This is a genomic window from Bacillus sp. Xin1 (genome assembly GCF_013314535.1).
Classification (GTDB): domain Bacteria; phylum Bacillota; class Bacilli; order Bacillales; family Bacillaceae_G; genus Bacillus_A.
Genome location: NZ_JABUAE010000018.1, coordinates 1 through 14,176, shown reverse-complemented (window position 1 = coordinate 14,176; position 14,176 = coordinate 1). Strand labels below are relative to the sequence as shown.

Sequence of the window (14,176 nt, the reverse complement as noted above, 5' to 3'; positions counted from 1 at the left end):
TTATAGTGCCTTTTTCACAAATCCTTTCGCATCTTTTAATTTTTCAAGTGCTTCCCCATATTCGCACTGCAGTAATATCATAACAATCGCAGCTTTCACATTACGATTTGCTTTCTCGTAATATGCCTCTGCTTCCTTGTAATCTGCCCCTGTCGCCTCCATAATAATTCGCTTAGAGCGTTCGACTAACTTTTCATTTGTTGATTGCACATCAACCATTAAATTTTTATAAACCTTTCCTACGCCAATCATAGAGGCAGTTGAAATCATATTCAGCACTAATTTCTGCGCCGTTCCAGCTTTTAAACGAGTAGAACCTGTTAACACCTCTGCACCTGTTTCTACTTCTACGCTAATTTTGGCAAATTTACTTATCTCAGCACCCTTATTACATGAAATGCTAGCTGTACTTGCTCCCACGGAATTTGCATATTTCAATCCACCAATTACATAAGGTGTTCTGCCACTTGCAGCAATTCCAATAACAGTATCCTTATCATTCAACCCAATACTCTTTAAATCTTCTACCGCAAGATCCTCTCGATCTTCAGCGCCTTCTACCGCTTTCGTAAACGCTTTCAATCCACCTGCGATAAATCCTTGTACCTGTTGCTCATCTGTCCCAAATGTCGGTGGACACTCGACAGCATCTAAAATTCCTAAACGTCCGCTCGTACCAGCGCCAATATATATTAACCGGCCACCATTTTGAAAGGATGAAACAACGCTTCGAACAATTTTTTCAATTTGTTCTATTTCACTTTCGACCGCTACAGCCACTTTATAATCTTCTCGATTCATCGTTTGTAAAATCTCTTTTATGCTCATCTCATCTAAGTTCATCGTATTTTCATTTCGGTGTTCTGTTGATAAATTTTCTAGCATATTCTCACCTTCTTTGAAATTTTATTTCACACCTTCATTATATCTTTATGAAATTAAAAATCAATATTTCTATTTTATTTTATGAAATAAAATTTCTCTTCATAACAACTTTGTGTCTATTTAATCAAAATAAAAAAGAAGATATCAACCTACTGTAGGTGATAATCCTCTTTCCACTTACTTCAATTTCCGCAATCGAATTGCTTCTTCTCTCGTTGTTGTAAATTTATCCAATACTTGATTCCCTATTCTGTTAAAGGTAATCACATACAATGCATCGATTATATTCAGCTGCGTCATTCTCGAAGCAATACTTGCAATGCGATGATCTTGTTCTACATCTGGCATACAAAGACGGATATGTGATTCTTTATATAACGGAGATGATTGATCGAGCGTTGTAATCGCAATAACAGTTGCCCCTTGTTTATTCGCATACTGCGCCATTTCTAGTACATCTTTCGTCCGGCCAGAAGTAGAAATGGCGACAAAAATATCCCCTTCTTCTAAATTCGTTACAAGCGGCAGCATCATATGGAAATCAGATAGCATCATCGCCGTAAAGCCTAAACGAGTAAACTTATACGCTCCATCCATCGCTGGCGTTGCTGACCCACCCACTCCATAAAATAATAGTTTTTTTGCCCCTAAAATGGCATCTGCTGCTTTTTCTAACTCTTTTTTATCAATCGCAGTAATGCTCGCTTCAATCGCGGCCTTATTTACATATGTAACTTTATTAAATAAATCAAACGGTCCATCCTCTGTATTCATCACCGAAAAATCGTTAATATTATAGTCGGCAATTGTTAATTCTCTAACGAGTGCCAACTTAAACGCTTTAAAACTTCCAATTCCAATTGTTTTACAAAAACGAACGACACTGGCTTCACTGGATCCTGCATGATTAGAAACTTCTTTTGTCGTTAAATTAGGAACGATCTCTGCATGATTCATGATATACTCGGCAACCTTTTTTTCAGCTGGTGAAAATTGATTCATATGATTTTCTATTTTAGATAGTAGCGTTGATGCTTTCATATTTCACCCTCCATTCCTTACGGTTGCTTTTATTTTAGCGTAATAATCCGCTTTATTCCAAATGGTTTAGATAAATACACTCAAACTGAAAAGGAATTGCATATCTAATTTGGTTCTTTTTAGGTGGGTTCGGTGGTCGTCGCTACTATGCTCGTGATTTTGGTATGGCAATCGCAATGACCTTTACTCTAGGCGGATTAGGGATTTGGGCATTAATCAATGTCTTTTTTATTAGACGTCGTATTGGAAAGAAAAATGAAGAGTTAGAGCGAAATATTATTATGAATGTAAAAGCAATGTCTTCTAATACACATTTGTCTTCATAAGAAAAGAGGGACTTTTCAAGAAAGTCCCTCTTTTCTATATATCATAGATCCGCTTTTCACCTTTACACAAAATACTTCTTCAACAATGGCGGCGTAATAATCGTCGTAAGTATCACAACAATCACAATCGCAGTGAAATTTTCTTTCGCCAATAAATTCGCTGTTAATCCATTCGCCGCAATAATGAGCGCTACCTCTCCGCGCGATACCATCCCAGCCCCAATACTAATCGAGGATTTCAAATTAAACCCTGTTAACCTTGCACCTAATCCAGATCCCACTAATTTCGTAAGGATCGCGATAATTGTCAGGATAACGATAAACCAAATTTGGTTCCCAATCCCTTGAAACGTAATCTCCATCCCAATACTTACAAAAAAGACCGGCACAAAAATCGCATACGCAATCGGCTCTATTTTATGTTCTACCTCATGTTTATATGTTGTTTGTGAAATGGCAATCCCCGCAGCAAATGCACCGATGATACCAGCAATCCCCATTTGTTCACTATAGTACGCAAATGAAAAACAAATAATAAGTGCTGCACTAATTAACGCCTCCGACACGCGAAGCGGCACCAACATTTTCATAATCCACGGTACAACTTTCCAGCCAATGAAAACGATACTAACGAAGAAGATAATTTTCTTCGCGATAACAAGTGTAATGCTTACATCTTGTGTACCTAAAAAGCTCATTACAAACGCTAACAAAATGACTACAATAACGTCATCGAACACAGCAGCTCCTAAGATTGTCGTACTTTCTCTTGTATTCATTTTCCCTAAGTCACGTAATGTTTGAACAGAAATACTCACCGATGTTGCGCAGAGTAACAATCCTAGAAAAATGGCATGTGATTGCAACATTCCAAATGCGAGTCCCGCCAAATATCCACCGAGAAAAGGAAAAATGATACCTCCCATTGCTACTGCGAATGAAGATTTTAAATTACGATTTAATTCTTCTAAATCTGTTTCTAACCCTGCCATAAACATAAGTAATAAAACACCGATCTCACTAAGTTCATCAATCAGTTCAGAACTATTAATAATTCCAAAAACAGCTGGTCCAATAATAATCCCAACAATTAATTTACCTAATACCGATGGCTGGCCAAGCCGAACACTAATATCACCGGCCAACTTCGTACAAAGTAAAATCACGACAAGTTCAAAATAAAACAGCATAATATCTTCTCCTACTTTATAAAGTGCATCTATTTCTGATGGTAGTTTTTCCTTACACCTACGATTTTATTTGTCATATTTTTATTTGACAAAATATTCTGAATTATAATAAAATAACTACAGCAATTCTATATGTTTTATACTCACACAACTGTGCCTCTATTCACTTACATACTCTTTTACAATGGGCTCATACTATTTTTGCAGTTGTGAAAATTGAAGAATGAGAGGAGAGTCCAAGTGAAGTCTTTATTACGAAAGAAACCACTTACGACTGAAGCACCACGGCAATTACAAAGAACATTAACCGCATTAGATTTAACTTTTTTAGGCATTGGTGCTGTAATTGGGACAGGCATTTTCGTCTTAACAGGTATTGTTGCGGCCAAACATTCTGGTCCTGGTATTATGTTATCTTTTCTTATTGCTGCATTTACTTGTGCATGTGTTGCCTTCTGCTATGCAGAATTTGCTTCTTCAATCCCTATGTCAGGAAGTGTTTATACGTATGCCTATATGACAGTTGGAGAAGTCGTTGCCTTTATCGTTGGTTGGTGTTTAATGCTAGAGTACTTGTTAGCCGTTGCAGCAGTAGCTGTTGGATGGTCCGGATATTTACAATCCTTACTTTCGGGATTTAATATTCACCTGCCCGCCATCATCGCCTCAGCCCCTGGGACGGGAAAGGGCGGAATCATTGATTTACCCGCTGTATGTATTTTACTTTTAATTACAGCTCTTCTTAGCTTTGGTGTACGAGAAAGTGCTCGCATTAATAATGTTATGGTACTAATTAAATTAGCGGTTATTATCGCTTTTATCGTAGCAGGTGCAAAATACGTTAAACCGGAAAACTGGACACCGTTTTTACCATTTGGATATGATGGGATTATTACAGGTGCAGCAACTGTATTCTTTGCTTTCTTAGGATTTGATGCGATCGCAACAGCCGCGGAGGAAACGAAGAAACCACAGCGCGATTTACCAATTGGTATCATCGGTTCCCTTCTCATTTGTACGGCACTCTATATGATTGTATCCTTTGTGTTAACAGGAATGGTACCTTACACACAACTAGATGTTTCTGATCCAGTTGCTTTTGCACTTCATTTCGTTGGTGAAGATACAATCGCTGGCTTATTAGCCGTCGGAGCCATGACAGGAATGACGACTGTTCTTTTAGTTGTTATGTACGGACAAGTTCGCGTTTCTTATGCGATGAGCCGTGACGGTCTACTTCCAAAAGCGTTATCTCGCGTCAATCAAAGAGTTAAAATCCCACTATTGAATACATGGATTACTGGAATCGCAGCAGCTTTATTAGCAGGCCTACTCGATTTACACTTACTTGCAAACTTAGTGAACATCGGCACATTAACAGCCTTTGTATTTGTTTGCTGCGCTGTACTTATCTTACGCAAAACACATCCAAATTTACAAAGAGGCTTCCGTGCTCCATTCGTCCCTATATTACCAATCGTTGCAATTTGTTGTTGTCTCTATTTAATGATTAACCTTTCTGCAACAACGTGGAAAAGTTTTGCTGTTTGGCTAATCATAGGACTATGTGTATATTTCTTCTACTCTAGACGTAATAGCCACTTACTGACTGAAAAAAATAGTGATGAACAAAAAGAAGCATAAAGAAAACAGCTCGCCATATTTGCGAGCTGTTTTCTTTTCCAGTTGGTTTCTCTGTTAACATTTGTATATACCGATGCAAGGTATACTAGATCCAGCCACCTTTATTATTTTGTTTCCTTCTTCTTCTTTTTCCATACAGCTAGACTATCAAAGAAAAAGTTAATAAATAGCGTGCCAAGTCCCGCTAATAAAAAAGTCATTAAAAATAGAATCCAGATACTTTTGTCTTTCAAAAAATAATATCCAACAAGGAGCACAACTGCAATCCATACGTATTCAAGAATTCTTTTTAGCTTTTTCTCTTCCAAATTATTCGCTCCCTTATCCTGTCTTTCTACTTTTAGTATAACAAAAAAGAAGCTTGCCATGACAAGCTTCTTTTTTGTTTTATTGATTTACACTCTTTTCTACAAGCTGAATCGCATATTCTAATGTACGATTCATTGTTTCTACGTACTGATCTTTTACCTTTGCGTCTTTTACTACAGATTCTGCTACTTTAATTTTTCCTTCTAGTGCTTTAACTGGCCCCTCTTTATATTGCCCTAGTTCTTGTCCTACTTGAACTTTCGCTAATAAAGCTTTTGCTACATCAATTGTTTTTTGTAAATTTTCTTTCGGTGTTTCTGGTTTTGGATCAACTACTTTTGATTGTAAAAATGCTTGATGCGCTGTTTTTAAATCATGATATGCTCCAATTGCTTGTTCTCCTGTAGTTGCCATATTTTCAAATGCTAATTTTGCTCCGTTATAGCTCTTTTGTAATTCTGTAAACGCCCATTGTGAATATTGACCTGGCTTTTCACCAAATTCATATGAACCCGCTAATGTTTCTTTCGCTTTACCGATTTCTTCATATAAAGCGTTTAGCTCTTCTAATTTTGTACGATTTGAAAATTCGTTATATGCCGCTAATACTTCAGATGAAGTAAGTGCTTTACTATATAATTTCGCAAGTGCGACTTGTCCATTCAGTGGAACTCCACCGTTACCGTTACTTGTTGGATCTGCCCCAATCGCAAATGGTACATTCGGATGATACACTTTACCTGTCACTGGCTGACTATTTACTTTTTTTCCATCTACATAAATCGCTAATTCATTCCCGTTATATGTTCCTGTTAGGTGATATGTTTTATTGGCTTCTAATTGTGTACCTATCCGTTTATAGCTACCACCAACGTGAGCCCATAATTCTACATATCCATTTCCTGTAGATTCAAATCCAATTCCGCCGCTCTCTGTATTTTCCATAATAGCTTGACCGCGAATTTCATTCATAGAAAATGCCGCTTCTAATGTAAATGTATCCACTACTTTTGCTTTTTGTGCTGCAGAGAATGGGATATAACCAAATGTATTTGCCCCGCCATTTAATTTCATTACATGTTTTTTCAATGCTTCATCATATTCAATTGATACATTTCCTTTTACATCACCTTTACTTTCAAATGATGAATTGTCTTTAAACGTACCATCTAAGAAATTAACATCAAACACATCCGCTTTTGGTACTTTTACATTTGGATCAATAATTTCTTTTTTCGTTGTTACTTCTGCCTGTAATGGCTGTTCACTTTCGTTTTCAAATGAATCGATGGCAACTGCTTCCAGTGTATACGTTTTACCATCATCTAGTCCGCCTAATGTAAACGTAAGTTCTTTCGGCACTGGATCGCGATAAAACTCTGAGAATGCTAATAATTTATTTTTGATTTCTCCTGTTTCTTTATCTCGTGCTTGCAGGCGATAAGAATGAACAAGTAGGTTATCCACTGCTTGCGGGAAAGTCGCAGTTACTGAACTTTCAGTTACATTTGAAGCTTTTAACTTTGCATGTTTCTCAAAAGATGGTTTTTCTTTATCCCGGTTTTCCACATGTTTAAACGATTCTTTTTTCGCTGGTAATTGAATCTTCCACGGTTCACCTGTCCAAGAGTTTGTATGGAAATCACGACGGTTAATTGTTACTTCTTTATCATCGGCTTCTACTAATAAACCTTGGCTTAATTCGCTTGCACCTGGCGGAATATTTCCTTGCACTTTCCCGCCCTCTACTTCCATGTAACTTACTGAAGATGTTCCAACAGATGTAAAGTCTTTTTGATGAATTGACCTTGGATCATCTAATGGATAATGCGAATGACCAGAGAATGTAATTGCTTGTGGGTAATCTTTTAATACTTCATTAATTTTAGCACTGTCCTTCGTTCCCCACTCATGACTACCATACACAGTTTCTTTAATGTGCTGGTGTAAGAACACGAAAATTGGCTTTTCCGGATCATCAGCTTTTGCCTTTGCAATTTCTTCCTTCAACCAATTAATTTGTTTATCAGAATAATACCCATGTGTCGTCCCATCTTCTGGTGACATAACAAGGAAATGATATCCCTTCACTACCTTATGATAATAAATAGATTCCATTCCTGTCTTTTCTAAAAAGCGTTTTTGCGCCCCCTCTACCGATAAACCATTCCAGTAATCATGGTTTCCAAGTGAATTCATTCTTACTGCATCTTTATTGGCATATTGATTATACACTTGCATAAAACGATCATATTGCTGATTCGAACCTGAATCGGTAAAATCACCAACGATAACAAATGCATCTTGCTTTGGCGCAAGTGTATTCAACTGTTCAATCGCTCTTTGCCAACGAAACGTATCATCTGTTCCGCTATTTTTAATATGTACGTCACTTACAACCGGAAAGACAAATTTTTTCTCCTCCGGCTTTTTCTCTTGTGGCTTCTCTTCTGCTTGTACAGAAGTATTCCAAGGAAATGATACAAATGCTAAAATAAAAACTGCTAATAAACCTATAAGACGTTTTACCTTCTGAAACATGTTCCTGCTCACGTAAATCCTCCTCGTATGTTTAATTCAGTACAAGGATTATTGTAGCTGACACATATTAACCCCGTTTAAATGAATAATGAAATATATTACATCTTTGTAAAGATACAGTCAGTTTCCTGTAAAGTTCCACAGCATCTTTTTTAACGCAAAAAACGCCACTTATAGGCGCTTTTTACATTGATTCCACTTTATTTTTCTTTTTCACAAACTTAAAAATGAATATTCCTATTACAATTAAACAAACCACTCCTAGTATTGGTAATGTATATTGTTCGACAATTGCACCTGCCTTTTTCCAATGAGGGCCTAACTTCAATCCAATATATATATATAGCGCCGTGAGCGGTAACATCGCGACAAATGTGTATATACTAAATTGCCAAATGTTCATTTTGGCAATTCCACACGGAACTGAAATAAGTGTACGGACCCCTGGAATAAAACGTCCAAGAAACGCCACTGCTGGTCCATATTTTTCAAAGAAATCATCCGCTTTTTGAATCTGTTCTTCTTTTATAAAAAAGTATTTTCCATATTTCAGCAACAATGGGCGACCACCATAATAACCGAGTGCGTATAAGGTTAATGGTCCCGTTGTCCCTCCGATTGTTCCAGCTAATACCGCGAGCCAAAAGTTCATATCTCCCTCATATACCCAATACCCAACAAGGGGTAAAACGATTTCTGCTGGGATAAATTCGAATGTTAATGCTAGAACGACCCCAAAATATGAAAACTGCTTTAAATAGTCAATTACATCTAAAATAAACTGCTCCATTTATTCACTCCTATCCTTTATTTAAATTATATTTTTCTTGTAAGTGCCTCGGTGCCATTTTCACAATTCGCTGCAAAATAAATAGGACAACAGCAATATCATCTAATCCCCCAAAGAATAGCAAAAAATCAGGGATAATATCAAATGGAAATACGACATACCCGATTAAAAATACAATCGATAATAATTTCTTTTTCATAGCGACTTCTTTTGATGTAAAAAAGTCATATAGAAATGGACCAAACTGGCGAAGATGAAGCATAAATCGAAATCGATTTATAAACTTTTTCACTTTTTACCTCTCCTTTTTTGCATACAAAAAGGACCTTTACCAAATATAGTAAAGGTCCTAAAAAAGACAATAAGGGGCCTTTACCATTGCTGGTAAAGGTCTCACTAACAACAAAACTGTTGCCAATAAAGCCGAGGGTTTCTCCCTGTAATGACGACTTTATTGCGACAAGTTACTCCCCTTTGTATACGCAATCTTATAAAATCACCTTAAAATATTTGATAGAACTTGTCAATCTTTTTCGATTATCCTTCATTCATAGGCTGATACATACTTGCTATTGCTTGCATTTCAGAACTCGGTGCTGGCGATAACTGATAATATCCCTTTTTCACCATATACTGCCAAATGTCAAAAGCGTGGTGACTACTATTTAAAAATGTATTTTCTAAAAGCGTTCTTAACTCTGGGTTCGCAATCTCTAATAAAGAACCTGCACAATTAAATGCAGACGACTTTTGATTCAGTAAATACCCGAGTGCAATAGATCGATCATTAGGAGGCTGCGCCGTTACACTTGGCGTAACTGGCAAGTACTCTTGTGAAGGTGCCTTTGTATAAGAAGATAAAACCGGATTTAACTTGGATGGCTGAAACCTCGAAATATTGGGAGTTGATTCTTTTTGTACAAATTCTACCTTCAAATTGTAAGCCTGTACATGAAGAGTAAGATGCTTCTGTAACATTTGTTTCAGCTCAGGATCCTGTGCTTGTTGTATATATGTAGACATCGTATTAATCGTGTTATAATCCCCAGCAATCAATTCACTTAAATCACGTAATTCATGCGTAGCTAATTGCATTTACTATTCCCCTTTCTATAATTCTTTTCTAGCATCTCCTAACAAAACAAAAATACTATATAAAAATCCACATCACTGCGAATTTTTATATAGTATGACTTAAAGCGGATTACACTTCGGCATCTCTAATCCAGAAGATTGTGCTAATTTCATTAAATAATAACATTCTTCTCTAGCCATATGGTCTGCCATTCTTCCAGATATTAAGCTTAATACTTGATTAGATAACTCTAATTCCTCTAATTCGTGAAGGAAACGTGAGAATAGTGTTAGTTCTAATGAAACATCTTTTGTAAATTTCTTTAGGGCTGGAAAAGAATGTAGTTCCGTCCGTAAATAACCCGTCATTTCCACAGCTTTCAAGTAAAATTGTTCAAAGTGCTTTTCATATTCCTCACACTTTTCTTTCAGTCGTTTTTCGACAAGATCTAGCCCACCTGAAATGGAACCTGCATGCCCTGCTGCATCTGTTAACCAAGCAAGATGATAATGTAATTCATGGAAAATAGGTGGCACTTCACCTTTCATTAAATACTCTAGTACTGTTATATACTCTTCCACTTCGTTCACCATATGATTAAGAAAAGTTGGCGTAAAATGAATTTTGATTTTTCCTTCTAGCTGCCTTTGTATCATACTTAACTTAAATTTCCTAATTCCCTCTGCGGCTTCATGTGCATCTTTCGCAAATGCAATCAAATTTACTGTATGAATATTATTGAGAAATCTATCAAATATTTGAACAAAATACATCGCTTTTTGAATATCTTCTTTTTCATTTGGAGCTAAAGCATCTAAAAGAAACTGAGCATGATCCCCAAGAACCTTGAGCCAAAATTTATGTTCAAACAATGCACTTTCTTTATATGTGCTATTCATCCGATTAACCCCTCCTTATATAGTCTTAACTACTCCCTCGGCTCAATTAAAATTCTATACTGGTCAGGATCATGCACAACAATACCCCTTTTCTCCGTTTTACAGCCCTTTAATTCTTCAAATGGCACATGATAGAATTCTAGTTTTTTCCGCACTTTTTCTATCTCACAAAATGACAAATTAAAATTTATATAAGAAGATAATACCCCACTGACATCCTTAGCTTTGTCCCGATTTAAAACGAAACAAATCCTCGTTGTTCCAACATCATACCAAACACCAGGCACATGTAATTGTGGTCGGTGTTTGCTCGGCTTAATTCCTAAAATCCCTTCATAAAAGTATAATGTGTCCTTTAAATTCTTTACTTCTAATACAATGCTATTTGTAATCGTCTCCACATACATTTCCTCCTTGGCCCTACTAGTTTTTCTATATGAGTCATAAATGACAATTATGTCTGAATACAATACGTAGTGATGAATGTTTCACTTGTAAAGGAGGCTTATGTGATGGACAAATTTATGAGATCTTACACACCTTTCCATGGTCCAAACGATCCTTGTCCGCCGATTGGAAAGAAATTTTATTCAACTCCTCCTCATTTATTCATGGGATTCCAGCCACCAAACTTGCCTCAATTCCCGCCTAACGAAGCGTTAAGGAAGGGCACTTTATGGCCTGCTTTCTATGATTTTTATGAAAATCCCTATAAGAAAGGAAGGTGAGGAAATCCGTGGCTCAAACATTGCCAGCTGAATATTATAAGTGGATAGAAGAACTGCAAGAACTCGATTTTGTATTAGTTGAACTCACGCTTTATTTAGATACTCATCCAGATGATGTCGCAGCTATCAACCAATTTAATGATTTTTCCTACAAAAGAAGATTGCAAAAGCAAAAAATTGAGGAAAAATATGGTCCACTCCAACAGTTTGGAAATAGTTACTCTAAGGCTCCGTGGGAATGGAGCAAAGGTCCGTGGCCATGGCAAATATGAAGTGAAACTTGAATCAGCGGGGCTGCATCCCCCACCTAACTTCTTTTCTTTTGCTGAAATTTAAGGTCGGAGTATTACTACCCGCAAATAACAGGATAAAGGAGATAAAATATGTGGATCTATGAAAAAAAATTGCAGTATCCTGTGAAAGTAAGTACTTGTAATCCAGCACTTGCTAAATTATTAATAGAGCAGTATGGTGGTGCAGATGGCGAATTGGCTGCGGCTCTCCGCTATTTAAACCAGCGTTACACCATTCCTGATAAAGTAGTCGGTTTATTAACAGATATCGGTACAGAAGAATTTGCACATCTTGAGATGATTGCCACAATGGTGTATAAATTAACAAAAGATGCAACACCTGAACAGATGAAAGCAGCTGGACTAGATGCTCAGTATGCCAATCACGATAGCGCACTATTTTATCACAATGCAGGCGGTGTTCCATTTACAGCCACATACATACAAGCAAAAGGTGATCCAATTGCAGATTTATATGAAGACATTGCTGCAGAAGAAAAAGCAAGAGCGACTTACCAGTGGCTAATTGATCTATCAGACGATCCAGATATAAATGATAGCCTTCGTTTTTTACGCGAACGTGAAATCGTTCATTCCCAACGGTTCCGCGAAGCTGTAGAGATTTTAAAAGAAGAACGCGATCGAAAAATATACTTTTAAATATTTCGTGCACATACCGAAACGGTATGTGCACGTTTAATACTAATATTTTTGAATAAAAAGGCTCCCTTCTTTACTCCACTCCGCATAACATACTTCTGTCAATTCTGTTCTCTGCTTCTTTAGCTCTTTCTGCAACCATACTTCCTGTAACCCAAACTTTTTTAAATTGTATGTAATAAACTCCCCATCGCTATTAAACGTATAATTATCCAACTTAACGCATTATTTTTAAAATTATTTAAAATTTCCTGTTGCTTTCTAGTCATCAGACGATTAAAATTATAACAGTTACTCGACAAATTATTTGAATTTTCGACAAAAAAGATTATTAGGAGGATTTTCTATATATGCGTACAACGTTAAAGCCATCGCAAATTCTCTCGATTAGCTTATTGCTATTTGCAGTGTTTTTCGGCGCTGGTAATATGATTTTCCCGCCCCTTCTCGGACTTTCTTCAGGAGAAAACATGTGGGTTTCTATTTCAGGATTTATCATTACAGATGTAGGTTTATCATTATTATCAATCGTTGCTGTCGCCCTTGCAGGTGGTAGTTTTAAAAACTTAGCGAGCCGTGTTCATCCAAAATTCGCAGCAATATTAGCTATCATTATCTACCTTTCAATCGGCCCACTATTTGTTATTCCACGAACTGGATCTGTTTCTTATGAGATTGGAATCGCACCACTGTTTCAAGATCAATGGTATTCTATGTTACTATTTAGCTTAATTTTCTTTACGGTTGTTTACTTCCTATCATTAAATCCATCCAAATTAGTTGATCATATTGGAAAGATATTAACACCGATCTTACTTGGAATTATTGCAGTTATGGCAACAAAAGCAATTCTTTCTCCAACAGGCTCATTTGCGACTCCTGTCGGGGACTATAAAGAGATTCCGTTTTTCAAAGGGTTTTTAGAAGGATTTTTAACATTAGATGCGATTGGCGCTCTCGTTTTGTCGACAATTGTCGTAAATGCAATTCGTCAAAATGGTGTAACAGAAAAAGCTTCTATCGCAAAATACACAATTATTTGCGGAAGCATCGCTGCTTTCTTTTTAACAATCGTTTATTTCTTACTTGGATATATCGGAGCATCAAATGGAAACTTAGGACAATTTGAAAATGGTGGTCAATTATTAGCAACTGTTATGTACCAATTATTTGGGACAAGCGGTAACATCATGCTAAGCATCGCAATTATATTTGCTTGCTTAACAACAGCTATTGGTGTAGTGAGTGCATTTGCCAACTATTTCACAAATGTATTAACAAACGTTTCTTATAAAAAACTTGTATTATATGTTTGTATGTTTAGCTTTATCATTTCAAACTTAGGACTAAGCTTACTAATCAAAATTACATTACCTGTATTAATTATTCTGTACCCAATTACAATCATTTTAATTTTCGTATCATTCCTTGATAAATATACGAATCGTAAACCATCTGTATACATCGGTGCTATGATTGCTGCATTTGTCATTAGCTGTATTCACGCACTTGATAATGTGGGAATGATGCCACATGCTATTACATCTATCGCAAGTACAATTCCTTTTTACAAATTAGGAATTGGTTGGATTGTCCCAGCAATCATTGGAGGTATTATCGGATACTTAATTCCGCAAACAGAAACAGAAGGCGAAGTTTCTACCAAATAAAGAAAGAAGCAAGCATTGGCGAATGCTTGCTTCTTTTTCATTTTCTATCGCTTTATACAATGTTTGTATACGAACGAACCGTTAACATATAGTAGCCAAAATCAATGAAGAAAGAGCCTAGTTTT

Annotated in this window: 16 protein-coding genes and 1 pseudogene; 6 read left to right on the top strand and 11 right to left on the bottom strand. The window is 36.5% G+C overall.

Going from position 1 to position 14,176, the window contains the following annotated elements:
- On the bottom strand, window positions 1-885 hold the full coding sequence (gene murQ, locus HRG09_RS16285) for an N-acetylmuramic acid 6-phosphate etherase (RefSeq protein ID WP_174101927.1): 885 nt from the start codon (window positions 883-885) through the stop codon (window positions 1-3).
- A 177-nt stretch (window positions 886-1,062) separates the two neighbouring features.
- Window positions 1,063-1,926: a MurR/RpiR family transcriptional regulator gene (locus tag HRG09_RS16280; protein WP_174101925.1), complete on the bottom strand. Its 864-nt coding sequence runs from the start codon at window positions 1,924-1,926 to the stop codon at window positions 1,063-1,065.
- 89 nt (window positions 1,927-2,015) lie between these two features.
- On the opposite strand from HRG09_RS16280, the pseudogene HRG09_RS16275 reads away from it, so the two are divergent.
- Window positions 2,016-2,252, top strand: a pseudogene (locus tag HRG09_RS16275) (TM2 domain-containing protein); the annotation flags it as partial.
- A 62-nt stretch (window positions 2,253-2,314) separates the two neighbouring features.
- Here the strand turns inward: HRG09_RS16275 and HRG09_RS16270 are convergent.
- Window positions 2,315-3,442, bottom strand: a complete 1,128-nt coding sequence (locus tag HRG09_RS16270) for a cation:proton antiporter (RefSeq protein ID WP_174101923.1) — start codon at window positions 3,440-3,442, stop codon at window positions 2,315-2,317.
- A gap of 240 nt (window positions 3,443-3,682) precedes the next feature.
- Between HRG09_RS16270 and bcaP the strand changes: the two genes are divergently transcribed.
- Entirely contained in the window at window positions 3,683-5,086 is a 1,404-nt protein-coding gene (gene bcaP, locus HRG09_RS16265; RefSeq protein WP_174101921.1) for a branched-chain amino acid transporter BcaP, read from the top strand.
- A 104-nt stretch (window positions 5,087-5,190) separates the two neighbouring features.
- Here the strand turns inward: bcaP and HRG09_RS16260 are convergent, their stop codons facing one another.
- The 7 genes from HRG09_RS16260 to HRG09_RS16230 all read right to left on the bottom strand — a co-directional run bounded on the left by HRG09_RS16260 (window position 5,191) and on the right by HRG09_RS16230 (window position 11,101).
- On the bottom strand, window positions 5,191-5,394 hold the full coding sequence (locus tag HRG09_RS16260) for a hypothetical protein (RefSeq protein ID WP_174102012.1): 204 nt from the start codon (window positions 5,392-5,394) through the stop codon (window positions 5,191-5,193).
- A gap of 79 nt (window positions 5,395-5,473) precedes the next feature.
- Window positions 5,474-7,936 carry a LamG-like jellyroll fold domain-containing protein gene (locus tag HRG09_RS16255; RefSeq protein ID WP_174102011.1) on the bottom strand — a complete coding sequence of 821 codons (2,463 nt, stop codon included), beginning with the start codon at window positions 7,934-7,936 and terminating at the stop codon, window positions 5,474-5,476.
- A 184-nt stretch (window positions 7,937-8,120) separates the two neighbouring features.
- Complete coding sequence (locus HRG09_RS16250) at window positions 8,121-8,726, bottom strand: DedA family protein (protein WP_174101919.1); 606 nt, start codon at window positions 8,724-8,726, stop codon at window positions 8,121-8,123.
- A 10-nt stretch (window positions 8,727-8,736) separates the two neighbouring features.
- Window positions 8,737-9,018 (bottom strand): YkvA family protein, encoded by a 282-nt coding sequence (locus tag HRG09_RS16245; protein ID WP_174101917.1) that lies wholly within the window; start codon window positions 9,016-9,018, stop codon window positions 8,737-8,739.
- Window positions 9,019-9,263: 245 nt separating this feature from the next.
- Complete coding sequence (locus tag HRG09_RS16240) at window positions 9,264-9,821, bottom strand: spore coat protein (protein ID WP_174101915.1); 558 nt, start codon at window positions 9,819-9,821, stop codon at window positions 9,264-9,266.
- A gap of 99 nt (window positions 9,822-9,920) precedes the next feature.
- Window positions 9,921-10,700 (bottom strand): DUF2935 domain-containing protein, encoded by a 780-nt coding sequence (locus tag HRG09_RS16235; protein ID WP_174101913.1) that lies wholly within the window; start codon window positions 10,698-10,700, stop codon window positions 9,921-9,923.
- Between the two features lie 29 nt (window positions 10,701-10,729).
- Window positions 10,730-11,101 carry a VOC family protein gene (locus HRG09_RS16230; protein ID WP_174101911.1) on the bottom strand — a complete coding sequence of 124 codons (372 nt, stop codon included), beginning with the start codon at window positions 11,099-11,101 and terminating at the stop codon, window positions 10,730-10,732.
- Between the two features lie 111 nt (window positions 11,102-11,212).
- On the opposite strand from HRG09_RS16230, the gene HRG09_RS16225 reads away from it, so the two are divergent.
- The 3 genes from HRG09_RS16225 to cotJC all read left to right on the top strand — a co-directional run bounded on the left by HRG09_RS16225 (window position 11,213) and on the right by cotJC (window position 12,381).
- Window positions 11,213-11,428 (top strand): spore coat associated protein CotJA, encoded by a 216-nt coding sequence (locus tag HRG09_RS16225; RefSeq protein WP_174101910.1) that lies wholly within the window; start codon window positions 11,213-11,215, stop codon window positions 11,426-11,428.
- An 8-nt stretch (window positions 11,429-11,436) separates the two neighbouring features.
- A complete protein-coding gene (locus HRG09_RS16220) occupies window positions 11,437-11,700 on the top strand; it encodes a spore coat protein CotJB (RefSeq protein ID WP_174101908.1) in 264 nt (87 codons plus the stop codon).
- A 111-nt stretch (window positions 11,701-11,811) separates the two neighbouring features.
- Entirely contained in the window at window positions 11,812-12,381 is a 570-nt protein-coding gene (gene cotJC, locus HRG09_RS16215; protein WP_174101906.1) for a spore coat protein CotJC, read from the top strand.
- A gap of 42 nt (window positions 12,382-12,423) precedes the next feature.
- On the opposite strand, the gene HRG09_RS29690 is transcribed toward cotJC, so the two are convergent.
- The gene (locus HRG09_RS29690; RefSeq protein WP_375335764.1) at window positions 12,424-12,597 is read right to left on the bottom strand and encodes a YetF domain-containing protein; all 174 of its coding nucleotides are present in this window, start codon (window positions 12,595-12,597) and stop codon (window positions 12,424-12,426) included.
- A gap of 134 nt (window positions 12,598-12,731) precedes the next feature.
- Between HRG09_RS29690 and brnQ2 the strand changes: the two genes are divergently transcribed.
- The gene (brnQ2, locus tag HRG09_RS16210) at window positions 12,732-14,051 is read left to right on the top strand and encodes a branched-chain amino acid transport system II carrier protein BrnQ2 (RefSeq protein ID WP_174101904.1); all 1,320 of its coding nucleotides are present in this window, start codon (window positions 12,732-12,734) and stop codon (window positions 14,049-14,051) included.
- Window positions 14,052-14,176: the final 125 nt, after the last annotated feature.